Annotated in this window: 23 protein-coding genes; 13 read left to right on the top strand and 10 right to left on the bottom strand. The window is 56.4% G+C overall.

The genetic code is table 11. The annotated features are described in order from the left end of the window. Positions 1 to 37 precede the first annotated feature (37 nt). Positions 38 to 1771, bottom strand: coding sequence for an arginine--tRNA ligase (gene argS, locus AC4IC4_RS14105; RefSeq protein ID WP_090419738.1), 1734 nt, complete (start codon positions 1769 to 1771; stop codon positions 38 to 40). A 239-nt stretch (positions 1772 to 2010) separates the two neighbouring features. On the opposite strand from argS, the gene AC4IC4_RS14100 reads away from it, so the two are divergent. Together AC4IC4_RS14100 and cutC are read left to right on the top strand one after the other, a co-directional pair. Then, on the top strand, positions 2011 to 2571 hold the full coding sequence (locus AC4IC4_RS14100) for a VOC family protein (protein ID WP_032647800.1): 561 nt from the start codon (positions 2011 to 2013) through the stop codon (positions 2569 to 2571). A 78-nt stretch (positions 2572 to 2649) separates the two neighbouring features. Then, positions 2650 to 3393: a copper homeostasis protein CutC gene (gene cutC / locus AC4IC4_RS14095; RefSeq protein ID WP_491471353.1), complete on the top strand. Its 744-nt coding sequence runs from the start codon at positions 2650 to 2652 to the stop codon at positions 3391 to 3393. A 262-nt stretch (positions 3394 to 3655) separates the two neighbouring features. Here cutC and cmoB read toward each other — a convergent pair whose 3' ends face one another. From cmoB to AC4IC4_RS14070, 5 genes are read right to left on the bottom strand one after another with little or no spacing between them, the layout of a single operon-like run. Continuing rightward, positions 3656 to 4627 carry a tRNA 5-methoxyuridine(34)/uridine 5-oxyacetic acid(34) synthase CmoB gene (gene cmoB / locus AC4IC4_RS14090; RefSeq protein WP_491471352.1) on the bottom strand — a complete coding sequence of 324 codons (972 nt, stop codon included), beginning with the start codon at positions 4625 to 4627 and terminating at the stop codon, positions 3656 to 3658. Further along, a complete protein-coding gene (gene cmoA / locus AC4IC4_RS14085) occupies positions 4624 to 5367 on the bottom strand; it encodes a carboxy-S-adenosyl-L-methionine synthase CmoA (protein WP_032647795.1) in 744 nt (247 codons plus the stop codon). Before cmoA ends, cmoB begins: the two co-directional genes overlap by 4 nt. 40 nt (positions 5368 to 5407) lie before the next feature. After that, positions 5408 to 5803, bottom strand: coding sequence for an MAPEG family protein (locus tag AC4IC4_RS14080; protein ID WP_021240443.1), 396 nt, complete (start codon positions 5801 to 5803; stop codon positions 5408 to 5410). Positions 5804 to 5854: 51 nt separating this feature from the next. Further along, the gene (locus tag AC4IC4_RS14075) at positions 5855 to 6673 is read right to left on the bottom strand and encodes a DUF72 domain-containing protein (RefSeq protein ID WP_491471351.1); all 819 of its coding nucleotides are present in this window, start codon (positions 6671 to 6673) and stop codon (positions 5855 to 5857) included. Beyond that, on the bottom strand, positions 6670 to 7236 hold the full coding sequence (locus tag AC4IC4_RS14070) for a hydrolase (RefSeq protein WP_024909689.1): 567 nt from the start codon (positions 7234 to 7236) through the stop codon (positions 6670 to 6672). The genes AC4IC4_RS14075 and AC4IC4_RS14070 overlap by 4 nt, the downstream gene beginning before the upstream one ends. A gap of 263 nt (positions 7237 to 7499) precedes the next feature. Between AC4IC4_RS14070 and aspS the strand changes: the two genes are divergently transcribed. The 6 genes from aspS to ruvB all read left to right on the top strand — a co-directional run bounded on the left by aspS (position 7500) and on the right by ruvB (position 12755). After that, positions 7500 to 9272 carry an aspartate--tRNA ligase gene (aspS, locus tag AC4IC4_RS14065; protein ID WP_048992234.1) on the top strand — a complete coding sequence of 591 codons (1773 nt, stop codon included), beginning with the start codon at positions 7500 to 7502 and terminating at the stop codon, positions 9270 to 9272. Position 9273: 1 nt separating this feature from the next. Further along, the gene (gene nudB / locus AC4IC4_RS14060; protein ID WP_048992232.1) at positions 9274 to 9717 is read left to right on the top strand and encodes a dihydroneopterin triphosphate diphosphatase; all 444 of its coding nucleotides are present in this window, start codon (positions 9274 to 9276) and stop codon (positions 9715 to 9717) included. Between the two features lie 27 nt (positions 9718 to 9744). Beyond that, positions 9745 to 10485 carry a YebC/PmpR family DNA-binding transcriptional regulator gene (locus AC4IC4_RS14055; protein ID WP_008500447.1) on the top strand — a complete coding sequence of 247 codons (741 nt, stop codon included), beginning with the start codon at positions 9745 to 9747 and terminating at the stop codon, positions 10483 to 10485. 34 nt (positions 10486 to 10519) lie between these two features. Beyond that, positions 10520 to 11041, top strand: coding sequence for a crossover junction endodeoxyribonuclease RuvC (gene ruvC / locus AC4IC4_RS14050; protein WP_003859749.1), 522 nt, complete (start codon positions 10520 to 10522; stop codon positions 11039 to 11041). A gap of 80 nt (positions 11042 to 11121) precedes the next feature. Then, the gene (gene ruvA, locus AC4IC4_RS14045; RefSeq protein ID WP_023312236.1) at positions 11122 to 11736 is read left to right on the top strand and encodes a Holliday junction branch migration protein RuvA; all 615 of its coding nucleotides are present in this window, start codon (positions 11122 to 11124) and stop codon (positions 11734 to 11736) included. Positions 11737 to 11744: 8 nt separating this feature from the next. Next, a complete protein-coding gene (gene ruvB / locus AC4IC4_RS14040; protein ID WP_023312235.1) occupies positions 11745 to 12755 on the top strand; it encodes a Holliday junction branch migration DNA helicase RuvB in 1011 nt (336 codons plus the stop codon). A gap of 59 nt (positions 12756 to 12814) precedes the next feature. On the opposite strand, the gene znuB is transcribed toward ruvB, so the two are convergent. Together znuB and znuC are read right to left on the bottom strand one after the other, a co-directional pair. Then, positions 12815 to 13600 (bottom strand): zinc ABC transporter permease subunit ZnuB, encoded by a 786-nt coding sequence (gene znuB, locus AC4IC4_RS14035; protein ID WP_024909692.1) that lies wholly within the window; start codon positions 13598 to 13600, stop codon positions 12815 to 12817. Further along, complete coding sequence (gene znuC, locus AC4IC4_RS14030) at positions 13597 to 14352, bottom strand: zinc ABC transporter ATP-binding protein ZnuC (RefSeq protein WP_008500451.1); 756 nt, start codon at positions 14350 to 14352, stop codon at positions 13597 to 13599. The genes znuB and znuC overlap by 4 nt, the downstream gene beginning before the upstream one ends. 77 nt (positions 14353 to 14429) lie before the next feature. Here znuC and znuA point away from each other — a divergent pair, with 77 nt between their 5' ends. The 3 genes from znuA to lpxM all read left to right on the top strand — a co-directional run bounded on the left by znuA (position 14430) and on the right by lpxM (position 17802). Beyond that, positions 14430 to 15374 carry a zinc ABC transporter substrate-binding protein ZnuA gene (gene znuA, locus AC4IC4_RS14025; protein ID WP_491472828.1) on the top strand — a complete coding sequence of 315 codons (945 nt, stop codon included), beginning with the start codon at positions 14430 to 14432 and terminating at the stop codon, positions 15372 to 15374. A 15-nt stretch (positions 15375 to 15389) separates the two neighbouring features. Continuing rightward, on the top strand, positions 15390 to 16709 hold the full coding sequence (gene mepM, locus AC4IC4_RS14020; RefSeq protein WP_024909694.1) for a murein DD-endopeptidase MepM: 1320 nt from the start codon (positions 15390 to 15392) through the stop codon (positions 16707 to 16709). 121 nt (positions 16710 to 16830) lie between these two features. Next, on the top strand, positions 16831 to 17802 hold the full coding sequence (lpxM, locus tag AC4IC4_RS14015; RefSeq protein ID WP_491471350.1) for a lauroyl-Kdo(2)-lipid IV(A) myristoyltransferase: 972 nt from the start codon (positions 16831 to 16833) through the stop codon (positions 17800 to 17802). Positions 17803 to 17846: 44 nt separating this feature from the next. Here the strand turns inward: lpxM and pyk are convergent, their stop codons facing one another. Next, the gene (gene pyk, locus AC4IC4_RS14010; RefSeq protein ID WP_008500455.1) at positions 17847 to 19289 is read right to left on the bottom strand and encodes a pyruvate kinase; all 1443 of its coding nucleotides are present in this window, start codon (positions 19287 to 19289) and stop codon (positions 17847 to 17849) included. A gap of 140 nt (positions 19290 to 19429) precedes the next feature. After that, the gene (locus tag AC4IC4_RS14005) at positions 19430 to 20299 is read right to left on the bottom strand and encodes a MurR/RpiR family transcriptional regulator (protein WP_023312229.1); all 870 of its coding nucleotides are present in this window, start codon (positions 20297 to 20299) and stop codon (positions 19430 to 19432) included. Between the two features lie 356 nt (positions 20300 to 20655). On the opposite strand from AC4IC4_RS14005, the gene zwf reads away from it, so the two are divergent. Together zwf and edd are read left to right on the top strand one after the other, a co-directional pair. Continuing rightward, entirely contained in the window at positions 20656 to 22131 is a 1476-nt protein-coding gene (zwf, locus tag AC4IC4_RS14000; protein ID WP_023312228.1) for a glucose-6-phosphate dehydrogenase, read from the top strand. Positions 22132 to 22364: 233 nt separating this feature from the next. Continuing rightward, entirely contained in the window at positions 22365 to 24176 is a 1812-nt protein-coding gene (gene edd, locus AC4IC4_RS13995) for a phosphogluconate dehydratase (protein WP_023336101.1), read from the top strand. Positions 24177 to 24213 lie beyond the last annotated feature (37 nt).

The raw sequence follows: 24213 nt of genomic DNA, 5'->3' as shown, positions 1-24213 counted from the left end.
CAAAAAATAAAACCCGGCGCTTGCCGGGTTTTTTGTATTACATACGTTCTACGGTTTCGATACCCAGGGTATCCAGACCCAGCTTCAGGGTCTTCGCCGTGAGCTGCGCCAGCTTCAGGCGGCTGTTGCGGACCGATTCGTTTTCCGCAGACAGAATAGGGCAGTGCTCGTAGAAGCCGGAGAACAGACCCGCCAGATCGTACAGGTAAGCACACATCACGTGCGGCGTGCCGTCACGCGCGACCACCGTCAGCGTCTCTTCGAACTGCAGCAGACGTGCCGCCAGCTGCGCTTCACGATCCTCCGTGATGGTCACGGCAGCATTTGCCAGCACGCTTTCGTCGATATTAGCTTTACGGAATACCGACAGCACGCGGGTGTAAGCGTACTGCATGTATGGCGCCGTGTTGCCTTCAAACGCCAGCATGTTATCCCAGTCGAAGATATAGTCGGTGGTACGGTTCTTGGAAAGATCCGCGTACTTCACCGCACCGATACCCACGGCGTTGGCCAGTTTTTCCAGTTCGTCAGCAGGCATGTCCGGATTCTTCTCGGCCACCAGACGGCGGGCGCGTTCAAGCGCTTCGTCCAGCAGGTCAGAAAGCTTCACGGTACCACCCGCACGGGTTTTGAACGGCTTGCCGTCTTTACCCAGCATCATGCCGAACATGTGGTGTTCCAGCGGAACGCAATCCGGCACGTAACCGGCTTTACGCACGATGGTCCACGCCTGCATCAGGTGCTGGTGCTGACGGGAGTCGATGTAGTACAGCACGCGGTCGGCATGCAGCGTTTCGTAACGGTATTTTGCGCAGGCGATGTCAGTAGTGGTGTAGAGATAGCCGCCATCCTTTTTCTGGATGATCACGCCCATCGGTTCACCTTCCTTGTTTTTATACTCATCAAGGAACACAACCGTTGCGCCTTCGCTCTCAACCGCCAGATTTTTCGCTTTCAGGTCCGCCACAATGCCGGGCAGCATTGGGTTATACAGGCTTTCACCCATCACGTCGTCACGGGTCAGGGTGACGTTCAGGCGGTTATAGGTAAGCTGGTTCTGAGACATGGTGATGTCAACCAGCTTGCGCCACATCTCGAGGAAGTATTGATCGCCGCCCTGCAGTTTTACCACGTAGCTGCGCGCGCGCTCGGCAAAGGCTTCGTCTTCGTCGTAGTGTTTTTTGGCTTCGCGATAGAACCCTTCCAGGTCCGCCAGCGCCATTTCACCCGCGTTTTCCTGCTGCTGTTTTTCCAGGTAAGCAATCAGCATGCCGAACTGGGTACCCCAGTCGCCCACGTGGTTCGCGCGGATCACCTTGTGACCGAGGAACTCGAGCGTGCGCACTGCGGCATCACCGATGATGGTGGAGCGCAGGTGGCCAACGTGCATCTCTTTCGCCACGTTCGGCGCAGAATAGTCGATCACGACGGTCTGCGCTTCCGGCTGGGACACACCCAGACGATCGGATTTCAGCGCCGCGTCAACGTGGCGGGCCAGGAATGCAGGTTCCAGGAAGATATTGATAAAGCCCGGGCCGGCAATTTCGGTTTTGCTGGCAATGCCGGTGAGATCCAGATGCGTCAGTACCTGCTCAGCGAGCTGTCGCGGCGGCATGCCCAGTTTTTTAGCCACTGCCATCACGCCATTAGCCTGATAGTCGCCAAACTGTACTTTTGCTGACTGACGAACCTGCGGTTCGCAATCCGCAGGTGCACCTGCGGCAATCAGTGCCTGACTGACTTTTTCGGAGAGAAGAGCCTGAATATTCACCTGGATACCTTACGTTTTTGATGCGGGCTTACAACCGCCCGCGCCAGTTAAAGAATTTAGGGCGGGAGTATACTGCAAATGCCTTCTGCCGTCAGCATCGCGGGGCCTGAAGATTGCTCAGAATCCAGGCAGTGAAGGTGTGCATAAACATGCAGTCATAAAAAGCCGGATTCTGCGGTTGGTCAAAACAGGGCAACAGAGTAAATTAGCGGCTTTGCGACACGAAAAGAGAGTGAATTATGGCGAACTGGCAATCCATTGACGAACTGCATGATATTTCCGCAGATTTACCGCGTTTCACCCAGGCGTTCACAGAACTTGCCACCCGTCTGGGTCTGGATATCGCACCGCTTGAGGCCGATCACATCTCTTTGCGCTGTCATCAGAATGCCACCGCAGAGCGCTGGCGTCGCGGTTTCGAACAGTGCGGCGTGTTGCTCTCCGAAAACATCATCAATGGTCGGCCCATTTGCCTGTTTAAACTGCATGAACCGGTGAACGTGGCCCACTGGCACTTCACCGTGGTTGAGCTGCCGTGGCCAGGCGAGAAGCGCTATCCGCACGAAGGCTGGGAGCATATCGAAATTGTCCTGCCGGGTGAACCGGAGACGTTGAACGCGCGCGCGCTGGCCCTGCTTTCTGACGACGGATTAAGCAAGCCGGGAATTTTTGTGAAGACGAGTTCTCCCAAAGGCGAGCGCGAGCGGTTACCTAACCCGACGCTGGCCGTCACGGACGGACAGGTCACGGTGAAATTTCATCCGTGGACCATTGAGCAGATCGTTGCCAGCGAAGCGTAAGAGATGTGAGTTCACGCCGCGACTGAAAATGGACGGCGTGGCATGATGATTCGTTTAGTGGGATTTCAGGAGGATTAAATGGCGCTGCTGGAGATTTGTTGTTACAGCGTGGAGTGTGCTGTGACCGCACAAAAACACGGGGCTGACCGCATTGAACTGTGCGCGGCACCCAAAGAGGGCGGGCTGACGCCGTCCTTCGGCGTGTTGAAGTCTGCCCGTCAGGCCGTCACCATTCCCGTTCACCCGATTATTCGCCCGCGCGGCGGTGATTTTTGTTACACGGCGGGCGAGTTCAGTGCCATGCTTGACGATATCTCGCTCGTTCGGGACCTGGGGTTCCCCGGGCTGGTGACCGGTCTGCTGGATGAAGACGGCAATATCGATCTCCCGCGCATGCGTCAGGTGATGAGCGCCGCGCAGGGACTGGCCGTCACTTTTCATCGTGCATTTGATATGTGTAAAGATCCGCTTCAGGCCTTTGAAACGCTTGGAGAACTTGGTGTGGCGCGCATTCTGACATCGGGTCAACAGGCGTCAGCTGAAAAAGGACTGCAATTAATTACGGAACTAAAAGCACATTCCGGTGTTCCAATAATAATGGCGGGTGCGGGAGTCCGCGCCAGCAATCTGGAACGGTTTTTAAACGCTGGGGTAGAAGAGCTGCACAGCTCCGCGGGTAAATGGATACCTTCGCCCATGCGTTATCGCAATACAGGGTTGTCAATGTCGACGGATGCTGAAGCAGATGAGTATTCACGCTACGGCGTAGAGGGAGAGTCGGTTGCGGAAATGAAGTCGCTGATTGAGCGCCATCACGTGTAGCAACGTACCGATTTTTACCGCGCATCATGTCGCCCAATATGATGCTTGCTTGTACCAGGCCCCTGCAAATTACACAGGGGCCTTTTTTTCTCCTTCATATTTCAAGCCGCAGCCGCGTTGGCCGCCTCGCTCACCCCGGTCACTTACTGATGTAAGCTCCCGGGGATTCGCTGCGTTGCCGCCTTGCTGCAACTTGAACTATTTTGGAGAAAACGTGCGATGCGTAGGCCGGGTAAGGCGCAGCCGCCACCCGGCTAACAGGCTACGGCTTCGTCGCTATCAACACCGCACGCATCGGCGCCGGATAGCCTTCAATGGTTTTGCTGTGGTCGGCCGGGTCGAGGAACTGCTCCAGCGATTCGGTTATCATCCAGTCGGTGCGGCGCTGCTCTTCGAGAGAGGTCACGCTGACATCGGCAATTCGCACATCCACAAACCCGCACTTCTCCAGCCAGTTCTTCAGCGCCAGCGCGGAAGGAATAAAGTAAACGTTGCGCATCTGCGCGTAGCGATCGCCCGGCACCAGAACAGCATGTTCATCGCCTTCAATCACCAGCGTTTCCAGCACCAGCTCGCCGCCGCTGACCAGCTGATCCTTCAGTTGCCACAGGTGTTCAAGCGGAGAACGGCGGTGATACAGCACGCCCATGGAGAAGACGGTATCAAACGCTTTCAGGGCAGGGAGCTGTTCAATGCCCAGCGGCAGCAGGTGCGCGCGCTGGTCGTTACCCAGCAACTTGCGCACTGCTTCAAACTGGCACAGGAACAGCTGCATCGGGTCAATACCCACCGCCAGGTGCGCGCCCGCGCCAATCATGCGCCACATGTGGTAACCGCTGCCGCAGCCCACGTCCAGAATGGTACGTCCGGTCAGGTCGGAAAGGTGGGGCAGAACGCGATCCCATTTCCAGTCCGAGCGCCATTCGGTATTGATGTTCACCCCGTACAGCGAGAACGGGCCTTTGCGCCACGGCATCAGATTGCGCATCAGCGTTTCGATGCGGTTGATCTGCCCGGCCGGAAGCGACTCTTCGCTTTCGGCGGTTACGCTGTGCAGAAGATCCAGACGATGCGGGGTCAGCTCGGGCAGAAACTCCACCGCGTTTGACCACTGCTTTAACAGGCCGTGCTGCTGATCGCGCTGCCAGGCGGCAATCTGCGCGGGCAAGGTTTCCAGCCAGTGGGAGAGCTGGTTTTTGGCAATCAGCTGATAGAAGTTACTGAATTCGATCATGCTGATTCTCCCGCTTTCAGCGCCACCAGAGAGCCAAAGTTAAAGCACTGGAACCACAGTTCGCTGTGCTCAAACCCGGCTTTGCTCAGACGCGCTTTGTGGGTTTCTACGGAATCCGTCAGCATCACGTTTTCGAGCATGCTGCGCTTCTGGCTGATCTCCAGCTCGCTGTAGCCGTTCGCCCGTTTGAAATCGTGGTGCATGTTGAACAACAGCTCGCCAACCTCGGCATCTTCGAAGCTGAATTTCTCCGAGAGCACCAGCGCGCCGCCAGGATTCAGCCCCTGATAAATTTTGTCCAGCAGCAGCTGGCGGTCTTCCGGCACCAGGAACTGAAGGGTGAAATTCAGCACTACCATCGACGCGTTATTGATCTCAATCTCGCGGATATCACCTTCCACCACGTCCACCGGAACAGGGGCTTTATAGGCGTCAATATGGCGACGGCAGCGCTCAACCATGGCCGGGGAGTTATCGACGGCAATGATTCGGCAGCCTTCCTGGTGAATATTACGACGAACCGACAGCGTTGCCGCGCCGAGCGAGCAGCCCAGGTCATAGACCTGCGTGCCGGGTTGAACGAAGCGCTCAGCCAGCATGCCGATCATAGAGATAATATTGGAATAACCGGGAACAGAGCGCTGGATCATATCCGGGAAGACTTCGGCTACCCGTTCATCGAAGGTCCAGTCGCCCAGGCTGGCGATAGGCGCGGAAAAAAGCGTGTCGCGATCTGACATAACGTAAAAATCCGGGAAAAATAAAGTGGCGTATTGTGCGCTAATGGAGGGAGAAAACCAACTCCCACGGCATATACCACAGGTTAGCCAGCACCATCAGCAAAAGCGAACACCAGGTCGCACTCATGCCGGAGCGACGCCAGCGGATTAAGCGGTGGTGAAAGCCGTAATAATGCATCAGGCGGCCAGCAATAAGAAGCAGGCCACAGATATGCACCATCCAGGTTTCTGCGCCATTCATCTCCATAAAAAGCAGCAGGATTAAGGCTGCGGGGATGTATTCGACCGCGTTGCCATGAATGCGGATAGCGCTTTGTAGCTCTGAAAATCCGCCGTCACCGTAAGAGACACGGTACAGCGTTCTGAGGCGCACAACATCAAATGAAAACTTAATCAGCAGTAATGCACCTAACACCGCATACAGCGCGCTGACCATACAAACTCCCTGTTTTTGGCAGATGGCACTTCACTATGATAGGGGGTGATATCAGAAAAGAGAAGATTGTTGTGGGATGGAAGGGGCGCTGCCCACGGACGGCACCGCAGTCTGCAAGGCCTGCCACAGAGCATCGACCAGTTCGGGGGCCTGGGCAATATCCGGCGTGTGCAAAAAGATATACGGCGTGGTGGTGTGTTCCCACGAGGCCAGTTTTTCCAGCCAGACGGCGAACAGCGCCTGGTTTTGCTGCATGTTATCGCTGCCGATAAACCTGACCATCGGGTTCTGCGCGGTCACGATGGCGTGGACCGGCACTTTCGGTTTTTTTCGCTGCGCCTCAATGATGGCCTCACTGTGCGGTATTGCGCTGTGCACCGGACGGCTGTCGAGGATCACCCGGTTGACGGAACGCTCAAGAAGGCCGCGGTTGAGCGCTTTTTCGGCTTCGCCCTTCGCAAAGAAGTCCTGGTGTCGGACCTCCACCCCGTAGGTAAACTCCCGGGGCAGGGCGTCCAGAAACGTCCACAGTGCGGGCAGGTCGCGCGGGCCAAAGGCGGCCGGAAGCTGCAGCCAGTACTGGCCGATGCGGTTTGCCAGAGGCGCCATCCGGGCAAAGAATTCGTCGGTCAACTCACCGCAGTTTCGCAGTGCGGCCTGGTGAGAAATGGTCGCCGGAAACTTGAAGCAGAAGCGGAAGTCGTCGGTCGTTTGTTCCCGCCAGCGCGCAACAATCTCGGCTTTGGGGAGCGCATATAGGGTGGTGTTGCCCTCGACACAGTTGAAGTGTCGGGCATACTCTTCAAGGCTGGTGATGCCAAGGCGCACCCATTTCGGGTGCGACCACTGGGGCAGGCCCACATACATCATAGTGCGCGAAGGATCTCATCCGTGCTGCGCACGCGACCGATGCGCGGGAAGATGTGCGTCATGCTGCCCTGATGCTGTTCCGCGGAGGCCGCGCTGCAGGCATCTTCGGCGATCACCAGATTAAAGCCCAGTTCCCAGGCGTTGCGGGCGGTTGACTCCACGCCGATATTGGTGGAAATGCCGCACAGGATGAGGGTGTCAATGCCGCGACGGCGGAGCTGCAGCTCGAGATCGGTACCGTAGAAGGCACCCCACTGGCGTTTGGTCACTTCAATATCGCTGTCGCGTTTGCCGAGTGAGACCGGGTACGTCCACCAGTTTTCCGGCAGGGCTCGCGCGGGTGCCTGCGCATCAACGGGCTGTTTTAACGCTTCGGCGTAATCCGCGGACCAGCCGACGCGCACCATGACCACCTGCGCACCGCTGGCACGGCATTTCTCCGCCAGGCGAGCGGCGCGGCTGACCACATCGTCTGCGGTATGCGGGCCACCGGCAAAGGGCAAAATGCCTTCCTGTAAATCAATCACTACAAGCGCGGTTTTTTTGGCATCAAGGGTTAACATTGTTACTCCCGTTAAATTAATCACTTCTGGACACCATACGACGTGATGGCCTGTTATTGGTCGCATAATTTTGTTAATTTTTGTGAGAATGCGCAATAAGAGTGCAGCAAACGACCGCCTGGCCGTGGTTCGCTCTTATCGTCCGGCGGAATTTCCAGTATAATAGCCGCCTTTTTTCATCCAGTTGTGACATACAGAAAGCTGCGACATAGTAGCCTGCATACCAGGCGACATTTAGCCTGCGGCTAATTAAGGGATATCTCATGCGTACAGAATATTGCGGGCAGCTGCGTCAGTCCCACGTCGGACAGCAGGTCACCCTGTGTGGTTGGGTCAATCGTCGTCGTGATCTTGGTAGCCTTATCTTCATCGATATGCGCGACCGCGAAGGTATCGTTCAGGTGTTCTTCGACCCGGATCGCGCAGATGCGTTGAAGCTGGCCTCTGAGCTGCGTAATGAGTTCTGCATTCAGGTTACTGGCACCGTGCGTGCGCGTGACGAGAAAAACGTCAACGCCGACATGGCGACGGGCGCCATCGAAGTGCTGGCGTCCGATCTGACGATCATCAACCGTGCTGAAGCGCTGCCGCTGGACTCCAACCACGTCAACACTGAAGAAGCGCGTCTGAAATACCGCTACCTGGATCTGCGTCGCCCGGAAATGGCTCAGCGCCTGAAAACTCGTGCGAAAATCACCAGCCTGGTGCGTCGCTTTATGGATGATCACGGTTTCCTCGATATCGAAACCCCGATGCTGACCAAAGCCACGCCGGAAGGGGCGCGCGACTACCTGGTCCCATCCCGCGTTCATAAAGGTAAATTCTACGCGCTGCCGCAGTCTCCGCAGCTGTTCAAACAGCTGCTGATGATGTCCGGCTTCGATCGCTACTATCAGATCGTTAAATGCTTCCGCGACGAAGACCTGCGCGCTGACCGCCAGCCAGAATTTACCCAGATCGACGTGGAAACCTCCTTCATGACCGCCGAGCAGGTGCGTGAAGTGATGGAAGCCCTGGTGCGTAGCCTGTGGAACGACGTGAAGGGTGTTGAGCTGGGCGATTTCCCAATTATGACCTTCGCTGAAGCCGAGCGTCGCTACGGCTCCGACAAACCTGACCTGCGTAACCCGATGGAGCTGGTGGACGTTGCAGACCTGGTGAAAGGCGTTGAGTTTGCCGTCTTCGCTGGCCCGGCTAACGATCCTAAAGGCCGCGTGGCGGCCCTGCGTGTACCGGGTGGTGCAGCACTGAGCCGCAAGCAGATCGACGACTACGGCAACTTCATCAAGATCTACGGCGCGAAAGGTCTGGCCTATATTAAGGTGACCGAGCGTGCGAAAGGTCTGGAAGGTATCACCAGCCCGGTAGCGAAGTTCCTGAACGCGGACATCGTGGAAGCGATCCTTGAGCGCACCGGCGCGCAGGACGGCGACATGATCTTCTTCGGCGCAGACAATAAGAAAGTCGTGGCGGATGCGATGGGCGCGCTGCGTCTGAAGCTCGGCAAAGACCTGAGCCTGACCGACGAAAACAAATGGGCGCCGCTGTGGGTTATCGACTTCCCAATGTTTGAAGACGACGGTGAAGGCGGCCTGACGGCGATGCACCACCCGTTCACCTCGCCAAAAGACATGACGGCGGCAGAGCTGAAAGCGGCGCCGGAAGACGCGGTCGCGAACGCTTATGACATGGTTATCAATGGCTACGAAGTGGGCGGTGGTTCCGTGCGTATTCACAGCGGTGAAATGCAGCAGACCGTGTTCGGCATCCTGGGCATCAACGAGCAGGAGCAGCGCGAGAAGTTTGGCTTCCTGCTGGACGCGCTGAAATACGGTACGCCTCCGCACGCGGGTCTGGCCTTCGGTCTTGACCGACTGACCATGCTGCTGACCGGCACCGATAACATTCGTGATGTTATTGCCTTCCCGAAAACCACTGCCGCAGCGTGTCTGATGACCGAAGCGCCAAGCTTTGCTAACCCAGCCTCTCTGGCTGAGCTGGGCATTGAAGTGGTGAAGAAGGAAGAGAAAAACTGATATGGAATATAAGCTTCCCGTTTCGGTTCTGGTGGTCATTTATGCAGAAGACACGAAGCGGGTGCTGATGTTGCAGCGGCGCGATGACCCTGATTTCTGGCAGTCGGTAACCGGCAGTCTGGAAGAGGGAGAAACCGCGCCGCAGGCCGCCGCGCGTGAAGTAAAGGAAGAGGTCGCCATTGACGTTGCCCGCGAGCAACTGACCCTGAAGGACTGTCAGCGCACGGTGGAGTTTGAAATTTTTAGCCATTTACGTCATCGCTACGCGCCGGGTACCAGGCGCAACACGGAGTCGTGGTTCTGTCTCGCGCTCCCCCATGAACGGGAGATCGTGTTTACCGAACACCTGACCTACCGCTGGGTGAATGCGGCGGAGGCCGCCGCACTGACCAAGTCGTGGAGCAACCGGCAGGCGATTGAAGAATTTGTAATTAACGCTGCCTGAAAAGGCGCGCTCTTTGAGGATATTTTTATGGCAGGTCATAGTAAGTGGGCCAACACCAAACACCGCAAAGCGGCACAGGATGCCAAGCGCGGTAAGATCTTTACCAAAATCATTCGCGAGCTGGTGACGGCAGCGCGTCTGGGCGGCGGTGACCCGGCTTCTAACCCGCGTCTGCGCGCGGCGGTTGATAAAGCGCTGTCCAACAACATGACGCGTGACACCCTGAACCGTGCTATCGCACGTGGCGTGGGCGGCGATGAAGACGCGAACATGGAAACCATCATTTATGAAGGTTACGGTCCTGGCGGTACGGCGGTGATGGTTGAGTGCCTGTCCGACAACCGTAACCGTACCGTTGCGGAAGTGCGCCACGCGTTCACCAAAACCGGTGGCAACCTGGGCACTGACGGTTCCGTTGCTTACCTGTTCAGCAAAAAAGGCGTCATCTCCTTCGAGAAAGGCGATGAAGATGCGATCATGGAAGCGGCGCTGGAAGCCGGTGCGGAAGACGTGGTGACCTTCGATGATGGTGCTATCGACGTTTACACCGCATGGGAAGAGATGGGTGCCGTGCGCGACGCGCTGGAAGCGGCTGGCCTGAAAGCGGACAACGCTGAAGTCTCCATGATCCCGTCCACCAAAGCGGACATGGATGCGGAAACCGCACCTAAACTGCTGCGTCTGATCGACATGCTCGAAGACTGCGACGACGTGCAGGAAGTGTACCACAACGGTGAAATCTCTGATGAGGTTGCAGCGACTCTCTAATGAGAGCGTGTAAATCCGTTACAGGAGACGCGTGATGTCGATTATTCTCGGGATTGACCCAGGCTCACGCGTCACCGGTTATGGCGTTATCCGTCAGGTGGGACGCCAGTTAACCTACCTCGGCAGCGGCTGTATTCGCACCAAAGTGGACGATCTGCCGTCGCGCCTGAAGCTCATTTATGCGGGCGTGTCGGAGATCATCACCCAGTTTCAGCCGGACTATTTCGCTATCGAGCAGGTCTTTATGGCGAAAAACGCCGATTCCGCGCTAAAGCTCGGTCAGGCGCGCGGGGTCGCCATCGTCGCTGCGGTCAACCAGGATTTGCCGGTATTTGAATACGCGGCACGTCAGGTCAAGCAGACGGTGGTGGGCATTGGTAGCGCGGAGAAAAGTCAGGTGCAGCACATGGTGCGTACCCTGCTGAAGCTGCCAGCGAACCCGCAGGCCGACGCCGCGGATGCGCTGGCGATTGCGATTACCCACTGTCACGTCAGCCAGAACGCGATGCAGATGAGCGAGTCGCGGCTCAATCTGGCGCGAGGCAGGTTACGATAATGAAAAATCAGGCTGGATAAACATCCAGCCTTTTTTTATTATGTCGGCAGTTAATTTCTCCCAGAACGCAGGAGCGTCACGTGATAGGCAGACTCAGAGGCATCATCATTGAAAAACAACCCCCGTTAGTGCTGCTGGAAGTGGGTGGCGTGGGCTATGAAGTCCATATGCCGATGACCTGCTTCTACGAGCTGCCGGACGCGGGCAAAGAGGCGATTGTCTTTACTCAGTTTGTGGTGCGTGAAGATGCCCAACTGCTGTACGGCTTCAATAACAAGCAGGAGCGGACCCTGTTCCGCGAGCTGATTAAAACCAATGGCGTCGGTCCGAAGCTGGCGCTGGCGATTTTATCCGGCATGTCAGCACCACAGTTTGTGAATGCCGTTGAGCGCGAAGATCCTGCTGCGCTGATTAAGCTTCCGGGCATCGGTAAGAAAACCGCCGAGCGCCTGATTGTCGAGATGAAAGACCGCTTTAAAGGCCTGCATGGCGATCTGTTCACGCCGGCTGCCGATTTGGTACTGACCTCGCCAGGCGGTCCTGCCACGGATGATGATGCCGAGCAGGAAGCGGTTGCCGCGCTGGTGGCGCTGGGCTATAAACCTCAGGAGGCCAGCCGTATGGTGAGCAAAATTGCCAAACCGGACGCCAGCAGTGAAACCCTGATTCGCGAAGCGCTGCGCGCTGCATTGTGAGGTAAAGGATGATTGAAGCAGACCGCCTGGTATCGGCAGGCACTATTCAGGCAGATGACGTGGTGGATCGCGCGATCCGCCCAAAACTGCTTGATGAGTATATCGGCCAGCCGCAGGTTCGTTCCCAGATGGAGATTTTCATCCAGGCGGCAAAGCTGCGCGGCGATGCGCTCGATCACCTGCTGATTTTTGGCCCTCCGGGTTTGGGGAAAACCACGCTGGCGAATATCGTCGCCAATGAAATGGGCGTCAACCTGCGCACCACCTCCGGCCCGGTGCTGGAGAAGGCGGGCGATCTCGCTGCGATGCTGACCAACCTCGAACCGCATGACGTGCTGTTTATCGATGAGATCCACCGCCTGTCACCGGTGGTGGAGGAAGTGCTCTATCCGGCGATGGAAGATTACCAGCTGGATATCATGATCGGCGAAGGCCCGGCCGCGCGCTCCATCAAAATCGATCTGCCGCCGTTTACCCTGATTGGTGCAACGACCCGCGCCGGGTCATTGACCTCTCCACTGCGCGACCGTTTCGGTATCGTGCAGCGTCTTGAGTTTTACCAGGTAGCGGACCTCCAGCATATCGTTGGCCGTAGCGCCCGCTATATGGGGCTGGAGATGAGCGAAGAGGGGGCGTTTGAAGTGGCGAAGCGTTCCCGCGGTACGCCGCGTATCGCCAACCGCCTGCTGCGCCGCGTGCGTGACTTTGCCGAAGTGAAGCACGATGGCTCGATTTCCGCCGAGATCGCCGCTCAGGCGCTGGATATGTTGAACGTCGATGCCGAAGGCTTTGACTACATGGACCGCAAGCTGCTGCTGGCGGTGCTGGATAAGTTCTTTGGCGGCCCGGTCGGGCTGGATAACCTGGCGGCGGCAATCGGGGAAGAGCGCGAAACCATCGAGGACGTGCTTGAACCGTATCTGATCCAGCAGGGCTTCCTGCAGCGCACCCCGCGTGGACGTATGGCAACGGTGCGGGCGTGGAATCATTTCGGCATTACGCCACCGGCAATGCCGTAATGCATTGTTCCCTCTCCCTGTGGGAGAGGGCCAGGGTGAGGGCACCAGCGCCCTCGATGTTAATTTGCGGTCTTCTTCATCATACTGAAGATAAACAGCACCGCTGCACTCAACACCACAGACGGCCCCGCAGGCGTGTCATAGAACGCTGAGAAGGTGAGTCCACCCGTTACCGCAATCATTCCGACAATCACGGCCACACCGGCCATCTGCTCCGGCGTACGGGCAAAACGACGCGCCGTAGCTGCAGGGATGATCAGCAGCGACGTAATAATCAGCGCGCCGACAAATTTCATCGCCACGCCTATGGTTAACGCCGTTACCAGCATCAGCAGCAGCTTAACGCGCTGCAGCTTCACGCCGTCGACAAACGCCAGGTCCGGGCTGACGGTCATGGCCAGCAGGTTACGCCACTGCCAGAGCAGAATAGCGAGCACCACCACAACGCCAATCGCGATTGCGATGAGATCGTCTGGCGTGACGGCCAGCAGGTCACCGAAGAGGTAGGCCATCAGATCCACGCGGATATTCGACATCAGGCTGACCACCACCAGGCCCAGTGACAGGGCACTGTGCGCCATAATGCCAAGCAGCGTATCAATTGCGAGGTGAGGGCGCTTCTCCAGCCAGACCAGACCGGCGGCCAGCAACAGCGTGACGACGATCACCGCGTAAAACGGGTTCACATTAAGCAACAGACCAAAGGCAACACCCAGCAGAGACGCGTGCGCCAGGGTATCGCCAAAATAGGACATTCTGCGCCAGACGACAAACGAGCCGAGCGGACCCGCGGCGCAGGCAAGCATAATCCCGGCCAGCCAGCCGGGCAGTAACAGTTCAATCATGAGTGTCCATTTCCCCGACGCAGTACGATTCGTCCCTGTAAATCATGGCGATGATTATGATGATGGCGGTAAATGCCCAGCTGTTCAGCACCGCGAGGGCCGAACATGGAGATAAATTCCGGGTGCATGGAGACCACTTCTGGCGTGCCGGAGCAGCAGATATGGTGGTTAAGACACAGCACTTCGTCAGTCTTTGCCATCACCAGATGCAGGTCGTGGGAAACCATCAGCACCGCGCAGTTCAGTTCCTGACGCAACTGGTCAATAAGATCGTATAGCGCGACCTGGCCGTTGACGTCGACCCCCTGTGTTGGCTCATCCAGCACCAGCAACTGCGGGCTGCTCAGCAGAGCGCGGGCAAGTAAGACTCGCTGAGTTTCACCGCCGGACAGTTTTTGCAGCGGCGCATCGACAAGATGGCCCGCCTGCACGCGTTTCAGTGCCGGGAGAATATCGGCTTTACGCGTGCCGGGGCGCAGACGCAGGAAGCGGCTGACCGTCAGCGGCAGCGTGGCGTCGAGATGAAGTTTTTGCGGCACATAGCCGATACGCAATTTTTCCTCGCGCTTGATCACGCCTTCATCGGGGGCGACCAGACCCAGCACCACGCGCACCAGGGTGGATTTGCCTGCGCCATTGGGGCCGAGCAGCGTCAGAATTTTGCCGGGCTTCAGATCGAGCGACACGTCAGAGAGGACGCGGCGCTGGCCAAATGAGACCGAAATATTTTCAAGGGAAACCAATGTCGTCATGTCATTTTAAGCTTGAAGAAGTCAACGAATGTTATAATATCACATTCCACGCATTCACTACGATGATTAGTCGCATTATGTTACATAAAAATACGCTTCTTTTCGCAGCATTATCCGCTGCCCTTTGGGGTACAACCGCACAAGATGTTAACGCTGCGGTTGTCGCTTCGCTTAAACCACTCGGATTCATCGCGTCGGCCATTGCAGACGGGGTAACGGAAACTCAGGTTCTGCTCCCGGATGGTGCATCCGAGCATGACTATTCCCTGCGCCCGTCAGATGTAAAACGCTTACAAAACGCGGACTTAGTCGTCTGGATTGGCCCGGAAATGGAAGCGTTCATGCAGAAGTCAGCAAAACAGGTTGCTGGCGAAAAGCAGGTCGCGATTGCAGACCTCCCCGACGTGAAACCGCTGCTCATGAAAGGGGCGGATGACGACGGTGACGAACATGACCATCACGCTGCAGAGGGTGAAAAAGGTGATGGAGATCACCATCACGGCGAGTACAACATGCATCTTTGGTTATCCCCAGAGATAGCGCGGCTTTCAGCGGTTGCAATCCATGACAAATTAGTGGAACTTATGCCGCAAAGTCGAGCCAAACTAGACGCCAACCTGAAGGATTTTGAGGCACAATTAGCCGCAACCGATAAGCAGGTAGGTAATGAGCTCGCACCGTTGAAAGGTAAAGGGTATTTCGTTTTTCATGACGCCTATGGCTATTACGAAAAACACTACGGTTTGACCCCGCTGGGTCATTTTACCGTCAACCCTGAAATTCAGCCTGGTGCGCAGCGTTTACATGAAATCAGAACACAGTTGGTTGAGCAAAAAGCGACATGCGTTTTTGCTGAGCCACAGTTCAGGCCAGCGGTCGTAGAAGCCGTGGCCAGGGGAACATCCGTGCGCATGGGAACCCTTGACCCGCTAGGTACGAATATCCAGTTGAGCAAAGCGAGCTATTCGCAGTTCCTCAGCCAACTGGCGAACCAGTATGCGAGCTGCCTGAAAGGAGAATAACGAGGAAGTGAATACGTGCAACAGATAGCCCGCTCTGTCGCCCTGGCATTTAACAATCTGCCTCGACCCCACCGCGTTATGCTGGGGTCGCTTACAGTACTCACCTTAGCGGTCGCCGTCTGGCGGCCCTATGTTTACCACCCGAGTTCTGCCCCTATCATCAAAACCATTGAGCTTGAAAAGAGCGAAATCCGTTCTTTGCTGCCTGAAGCCAGTGAGCCTATCGACCAGGCGGCTCAGGAAGATGAAGCCATCCCGCAGGATGAGCTGGACGATAAAACCGAGAACGAAGCCGGTATTCACGAATATGTTGTGTCTACCGGGGACACGCTGAGCAGCGTGCTGAACCAGTACGGCATCGACATGGGCAATATCAGCCAGCTGGCGGCTGCGGATAAAGATCTTCGTAACCTGAAAATCGGACAACAGCTCTCCTGGACACTAACGGCGGATGGCGATCTCCAGCGTCTGACCTGGGAAATGTCCCGCCGCGAAACCCGCACCTACGATCGCACTGCAAACGGTTTCAAGATGACCAGCGAAATGCAGAAGGGTGACTGGGTTAACAGCGTTCTGAAAGGTACCGTGGGCGCGAGCTTTGTCTCCAGCGCGCGAGATGCAGGCTTGACCAGCGCTGAAATCAGCTCGGTGATCAAAGCCATGCAGTGGCAGATGGATTTCCGTAAGCTGAAGAAGGGCGATGAGTTCTCCGTCCTGATGTCCCGCGAAATGCTGGACGGCAAGCGCGAGCAAAGCCAGCTACTGGGCGTACGTCTGCGCTCTGAGGGCAAAGATTACTACGCGATTCGTGCCGAAGACGGTAAGTTCTATGACCGCAGCGGTACGGGCCTTGCGAAAGGCTTCCTGCGTTTCCCGACGGCAAAACAGTTCCGCGTCTCCTCGAACTTTAACCCGCGTCGTCTGAACCCGGTAACCGGGCGCGTCGCGCCGCACCGTGGCGTTGACTTTGCTATGCCGCAGGGCACACCGGTACTGGCGGTAGGGGATGGTGAAGTGGTGGTGGCCAAGCGTAGCGGTGCCGCCGGATATTATGTCGCGGTACGTCATGGCCGTACGTATACGACCCGCTATATGCACCTGCGTAAGCTGCTGGTCAAACCGGGCCAGAAGGTGAAGCGTGGTGACCGTATTGCGATCTCCGGCAATACCGGACGTTCTACCGGCCCGCACCTGCACTATGAAGTGTGGATCAACCAACAAGCAGTGAACCCGCTGACCGCGAAACTGCCGCGCACTGAAGGCCTGACAGGTAAAGATCGTACTGATTATCTGGCGCAGGTGAAAGAGGTGATGCCGCAGCTGAGCTTAAACTAAGTTCTCTGTTTTTGTTAAAAAAGCCGGCGCACACTGACGCCGGCTTTTTCTTTTGTGCGTGGACGACTGCCTCGCTACACTATCTGAATAAAATTTTGCGTCATCAGACCCTGGATCCAGCATGGAAACCCAAAAAAACAATATTGAATACATTCCTGAGTTTGAAAAATCCTTCCGCCATCCGCGCAACTGGGGCGCCTGGCTTGGTGTTTACGCCTTTGCGGGGATGGCGATGCTGCCTGCCTCTGTTCGCGATCCCGTTCTCGGTAAAATTGGCCGTCTGGCCGGGCGTTTAGGCAAGAGCGCCCGCCGTCGTGCGCAGATCAACCTCTACTACTGTTTTCCTGAGAAAAGCGACGCCGAGCGCGAGGCAATCATTGATGAGATGTATACCACCGCGCCGCAGGCCATGGCGATGATGGCGGAACTGGCGCTGAAAGGGCCGGATAAAATCGTCGATCGCGTTGACTGGAAAGGGTTGGATATCATCGAGGGGATGCGCCGCAATGACGAGAAAGTCATTTTCCTCGTCCCCCACGGCTGGGGCGTTGATATTCCGGCGATGCTGATGGCCTCTCAGGGCCAGAAGATGGCAGCGATGTTCCATAACCAGGGAAATAAAATCTACGATTTTGTCTGGAACACGGTGCGTCGTCGTTTTGGTGGACGCCTGCATGCCCGTAACGATGGCATTAAGCCCTTCATTCAGTCGGTGCGTCAAGGGTACTGGGGCTACTATCTGCCGGATCAGGATCACGGCCCCGAGCACAGCGAGTTTGTTGATTTCTTTGCGACCTATAAAGCGACGCTCCCCGCGATTGGTCGCCTGATGAAAGTCTGTCGTGCCCGCGTTATCCCGCTATTCCCGGTCTATGACGGCAAAACGCATCGTCTGAGTATTGAGGTCCGTCCTCCGATGGATGATCTGCTGACCGCAGACGACCACACCATCGCGCGTCGAATGAACGAAGAGGTAGAGATACTGGTGGGGCCACATGTCGAACAGTACACGTGGATTCTGAAGCTGCTTAAAACGCGTAAACCGGGCGAAACAGAGCCGTATAAACGCAAAGAGCTGTATCCAACGAAATAAAAAAGCCCTCTCCGTCTGGAGAGGGCTTTTTAACAGAGACGTTATTACTCGACGGTCATAACGCGGGTGGTGTTGGTTGAGCCGATGGTGCTCATCACATCGCCCTGGGTGACAATGACGATATCACCGGACACCAGATAGCCTTTGTCGCGCAGCAGGTTTACGGCATCGTGCGCGGCGGCCACGCCATCATTGGTGCTGTCGAAGTGAACTGGCGTCACGCCGCGGTACAGCGCCGTCAGGTTCAGAGTACGCTCATGACGGGACATAGCGAAGATCGGCAGACCCGAGCTGATACGCGAGGTCATCAACGCGGTGCGGCCAGATTCGGTCATGGTGATGATCGCGGTAACGCCTTTCAGATGGTTTGCCGCATACATTGCCGACATCGCAATCGCTTCTTCCACGTTGTCGAACTGTACGTCCAGACGGTGTTTAGAGACGTTGATGCTTGGGATCTTTTCAGCGCCCAGGCAGACGCGCGCCATAGCGGCCACGGTTTCTGCCGGATACTGGCCCGCAGCGGTTTCCGCAGAGAGCATCACCGCATCGGTACCGTCCAGCACGGCGTTCGCCACGTCCATGACTTCTGCACGGGTTGGCATTGGGTTGGTGATCATAGATTCCATCATCTGAGTGGCGGTGATCACCGCGCGGTTCAGCTGACGTGCGCGACGAATCAGCGCTTTCTGGATACCGACCAGCTCAGGGTCGCCAATTTCCACACCCAGGTCACCGCGCGCAACCATCACCACGTCAGACGCGAGGATCACATCGTCCATGGCATCCTGATCGCAAACGGCTTCCGCACGCTCAACTTTGGCGACGATTTTGGCATCGCAGCCTGCATCGCGCGCCAGGCGACGCGCATAGTTCAGATCTTCGCCGCAGCGTGGGAAGGAGACGGCCAGGTAGTCAACGCCGATCAGCGCAGCCGTCACAATGTCCGCTTTGTCTTTATCGGTAAGCGCTTCTGCAGAGAGGCCGCCACCCAGCTTGTTGATGCCTTTATTGTTGGAGAGCGGGCCGCCGACGGTGACTTCGGTGAACACTTTCATGCCCTGGACTTCCAGTACTTTCAGCTGTACGCGACCGTCATCGAGCAGGAGGATATCGCCAGGCACCACGTCAGCCGGCAGGCCTTTATAGTCGATACCGACTTTTTCTTTATCGCCTTCGCCTTTGCCCAGGTTGGCATCCAGCAGGAATTTGTCGCCGATATTGAGGAAAACTTTCCCCTCTTTAAAGGTGGAGACACGAATTTTTGGACCCTGCAAATCGCCGAGGATAGCAACGTGGCGGCCCAGTTTTGCTGCGATTTCACGCACTTTGTCGGCACGTAATTTATGGTCTTCTGGCGTACCGTGAGAGAAGTTCATACGCACCACGTTGGCACCAGCGGCGATAATTTTCTCAAGATTATTATCGCGATCGGTGGCCGGGCCTAAGGTGGTTACGATCTTGGTTCTGCGAAGCCTTCTGGACATGTAATACTCCGTTGACTGAAACAACTTTGGTGTTGCGTGAACATTGAATCGGCCTTCATCTGCTGCAAGGCAGCGGCGAGGGGACCGAATGCCGTAAATCGTTACATCGTCATTATTCGTGACGTATTCGTTATCAACTATCAGGGAACATCGCTCTTTATAAGCAATTCTTTATCAAAACGCGATTCCTTCAGCGCTTCCTTGACCCGCTTCAAGTTATCCCGGAATTTTGCCCCCCGACGTAAGGTAAAACCGGTCGCCAGCACGTCAATCACGGTAAGCTGGGCCAGGCGGGAGACCATCGGCATATAAATGTCGGTGTCTTCCGGCACGTCGAGGGTAATTGCCAGCGTTGCTTCACGCGCCAGCGGCGTGCCTGCCGTTGTGAGGGCAATCACCATGGCATCGTTTTCACGGGCCAGCTGCGCCAGCTCTACCTGACTCTTGGTGCGGCCGGTATGCGAAATCAGTACCACGACGTCATCCTCACTGCAATTCATACAGCTCATGCGTTGCAGGACAATGTCATCGGAATAAATCACCGGGACGTTAAAGCGGAAAAATTTGTTCATCGCGTCATGCGCCACGGCCGCTGACGAGCCGAGACCGAAGAACGCAATTCGCTTGGCCTGAGTGAGTAAATCCACCGCGCGATTCACGGAACTCATGTCCAGAGACTGTCGGACGTGGTCGAGCGAAGCCATGGCCGACTCAAAAATTTTCGCGGTATAGGCATCAACGCTGTCGTCTTCATCCACATTACGATTAACATAAGGGGTGCCGTTAGCCAGACTTTGCGCCAGATGCAGTTTAAAATCAGGAAAGCCGCGCGTTTCCAGACTGCGGCAAAAGCGATTGACCGTGGGTTCGCTAACACCCGCTTCCTGTGCCAGAGCGGCGATGCTTGAATGAATCGCCTGAGCGGGAGAGGCGAGAATGACCTCGGCCACTTTTCGCTCGGATTTGCTAAGGTGTTCCAGTTGAAACTGGATTTTTTCCAGCATGTTCATGTTAACAGGATGCTCATGGGTGTAAACGATTTCATAAATTGATGAAATCGTGATTCGATTTAGCCGATATTACCCTTGTGGCTTCCATTAAGGGTAACAATCGACAAGATAATGTTGTTGTTTTTTTTCATTACTTGATCGGTGTCGGGTTTTGCTGTGACCCTGTTGCGCAAATAAACGACGGTTGTTGCGTCATTAAGCCGTCGTAATCATCCAAAGGGTGAAAAATCGCGGTATCGCACGCGACGATAAGCGCTAATGGTTTCGGGAATGACGTAAAAGCAGTACAGTGCATTGTAATAAAATTACAACGATACCTGGCAGAAGTACCAGGTGATCCAACTGAGGAGAATGACATGGCGGTAACGCAAACAGCCCAGGCATGTGACCTGGTCATTTTCGGCGCGAAAGGCGACCTTGCACGCCGAAAATTGCTGCCTTCCCTGTATCAACTGGAGAAAGCGGGCCAAATTCATCCGGATACCCGTATCCTGGGTGTAGGGCGCGCCGACTGGGACAAGGACGCTTATACCAAAGTCGTCCGCGAGGCGCTCGAAACTTTCATGAAGGAAAAAATTGATGAAAGTTTGTGGGATACCCTGAGTGGACGTCTCGATTTCTGCAACCTGGACGTTAATGACGTCAGCGCGTTTACCCGCTTAGGCGCGATGCTGGATCAGAAAAACCGTGTCACCATTAACTATTTCGCCATGCCGCCAAGCACCTTCGGTGCCATCTGCAAAGGCCTGGGCGAAGCCAAACTGAACGCCAAACCGGCGCGCGTCGTGATGGAGAAGCCGCTGGGTACCTCGCTGGCAACCTCGCGCGAAATCAACGACCAGGTGGGCGAGTTCTTTGAAGAGTGCCAGGTCTACCGTATCGACCACTATCTCGGTAAAGAGACGGTACTGAACCTGCTGGCGCTGCGTTTTGCTAACTCCCTGTTTGTGAATAACTGGGACAACCGCACTATCGACCACGTGGAAATCACCGTGGCGGAAGAGGTGGGGATTGAAGGTCGTTGGGGGTACTTTGACCAGGCCGGTCAGATGCGCGACATGATCCAGAACCACCTGCTGCAGATCCTGTGCATGATTGCCATGTCTCCACCGTCTGACCTGACGGCGGACAGCATCCGTGACGCGAAAGTGAAAGTGCTGAAGTCACTGCGCCGCATCGACCGCTCCAACGTGCGTGAGAAGACCGTTCGTGGTCAGTACACCGCCGGGTTTGCGCAAGGCAAAAAAGTGCCTGGCTATCTGGAAGAAGAAGGTGCGAACAAGTCCAGCAACACCGAGACGTTCGTGGCGATCCGCGTGGATATCGACGACTGGCGCTGGGCGGGGGTTCCGTTCTACCTGCGCACCGGTAAGCGTCTGCCTGCCAAGTGCTCCGAGGTAGTGGTCTACTTCAAAAACCCGGAACTGAACCTGTTCAAAGAGTCCTGGCAGGAGCTGCCGCAGAACAAGCTGACCATTCGTCTGCAGCCGGACGAGGGTGTGGATATCCAGATCCTGAACAAAGTGCCGGGCCTGGATCATAAACACAACCTGCAGACCACCAAGCTGGATCTGAGCTACTCTGAAACCTTTAACCAGACGCACCTGGCCGATGCTTACGAGCGTCTGCTGCTGGAAACCATGCGCGGTATCCAGGCGCTGTTCGTGCGCCGCGATGAAGTGGAAGAGGCGTGGAAATGGGTCGACTCCATCACCGAAGCCTGGGCTGCCGATCAGGATGCGCCAAAACCGTATCAGGCGGGCACCTGGGGACCGGTCGCGTCGGTGGCGATGATCACCCGCGATGGCCGCTCCTGGAACGAGTTTGAGTAAGATAATCCGCTAGCCCGAAAGTGTTATTTTACCGGTAACATGATCTAACTCAGCTAGTGGCACAATTTTCAACTTTTAAGCTCCGCGTGGATTCACCCGCGGAGCTTTTTTTATTACACTGCCGGAAGTGATGTTGCCCCTGAGCTCCGGACAGCAAGCGTTTCAGCGTTGTTAACAACTGCCAGCGACTTTGTAAACTCCCGAGCCCGGACAGATAAATTAGAGGAGCTTTTATGAATCCGACATTGTTACGCGTAACACAACGCATTATTGAGCGCTCGAAAGAGACCCGCTCGGCCTACCTCGCCCGGATTGAACAGGCAAAGAGCAACACCGTCCACCGATCTCAGCTGGCCTGCGGGAACCTGGCGCACGGTTTCGCCGCCTGCCAGCCTGATGATAAAGCGTCGCTGAAAAGCATGTTGCGTAACAATATCGCCATCATTACCTCCTATAACGATATGCTCTCCGCGCACCAGCCCTATGAGGTTTACCCGGATATCATCCGTAAAGCGCTGCACAGCGTGAATGCGGTCGGCCAGGTGGCGGGTGGGGTACCCGCCATGTGCGACGGCGTGACGCAGGGCCAGGACGGTATGGAGCTCTCCCTGCTGAGCCGCGAAGTGATTGCTATGTCCGCGGCGGTTGGCCTGTCGCACAACATGTTTGATGGCGCGCTGTATCTCGGCGTGTGTGACAAGATTGTCCCGGGCCTGGTAATGGCGGCGCTGTCGTTTGGGCATCTGCCTGCGATCTTCGTGCCGTCAGGCCCAATGGCGAGCGGTCTGCCGAACAAAGAAAAAGTGCGTATCCGCCAGCTGTACGCGGAAGGGAAAGCAGACCGTCAGGCGCTGCTGGAGGCGGAAGCCGCGTCCTACCATGCGCCGGGCACCTGTACGTTTTACGGTACCGCGAACACGAACCAGATGGTGGTGGAGTTTATGGGGATGCAGCTTCCGGGCTCGTCCTTTATCCAGCCGGACGCGCCGCTTCGCAAGGCGCTGACCGAGGCCGCGGCCCGTCAGGTTACGCGTCTGACCGGCAACGGCAACGAATGGATGCCGATGGGCAAAATGGTCGACGAAAAGGTCATCGTCAACGGGATTGTCGCGCTGCTGGCAACCGGGGGGTCAACCAACCACACCATGCACCTGGTGGCCATGGCGCGTGCGGCGGGCATTCTGATTAACTGGGATGACTTCTCCGAAATCTCTTCCGTGGTGCCGCTGATGGCACGCCTGTACCCGAACGGTCCGGCGGATATTAACCACTTCCAGGCCGCAGGCGGCGTACCGCTGCTGATGCGCGAGCTGCTGAAAGGCGGACTGCTGCATGAAGACGTAAATACCGTGGCAGGCTTTGGCCTTCAGCGCTATACCCAGGAGCCGTGGTTGAACAACGGCGAGCTGGACTGGCGCGAAGGGGCGAGTGCGTCTCTTGATGCGCAGGTGATCGCCACCATCGACAAACCGTTTTCTCCACACGGCGGCACCAAAGTGCTGAGCGGCAACCTCGGTCGTGCGGTAATGAAGACCTCTGCCGTCCCGGAAGAGAACCAGATTATCGAAGCGCCGGCGGTGGTGTTTGAAAGCCAGCACGACGTATTACCCGCCTTTGACGCCGGTCTGCTCGACAAAGATTGCGTGGTGGTGGTGCGTCATCAGGGGCCTAAAGCTAACGGGATGCCAGAATTACATAAACTTATGCCACCACTTGGTGTATTATTGGACCGCCGTTTCAAAATTGCGTTAGTAACCGATGGACGCCTCTCCGGAGCATCCGGTAAAGTGCCTTCAGCCATCCACGTGACGCCTGAAGCCTACGACGGCGGGTTGCTGGCGAAAGTGCGTGACGGTGACATGATCCGTGTTAACGGTCAGACAGGCGAGTTAACCCTGCTGGTGGATGACGCCGAGCTGGCGGCACGTCAACCCCATATTCCTGACCTGAGCGCATCGCGCGTGGGGACCGGACGCGAAATGTTCAGCGCGCTGCGTGAGAAGCTCTCCGGTGCGGAGCAGGGCGCAACCTGTATTACGTTTTAAGACGACTTGATTTTAACGATCTGGCGAGAGAAGACTC

It is taken from the genome of Enterobacter sp. Taxon_2 (assembly GCF_058355295.1).
The sequence above is the reverse complement of the archived record's forward strand: the minus strand, read 5'-3'. Positions and strand labels throughout refer to the sequence as shown.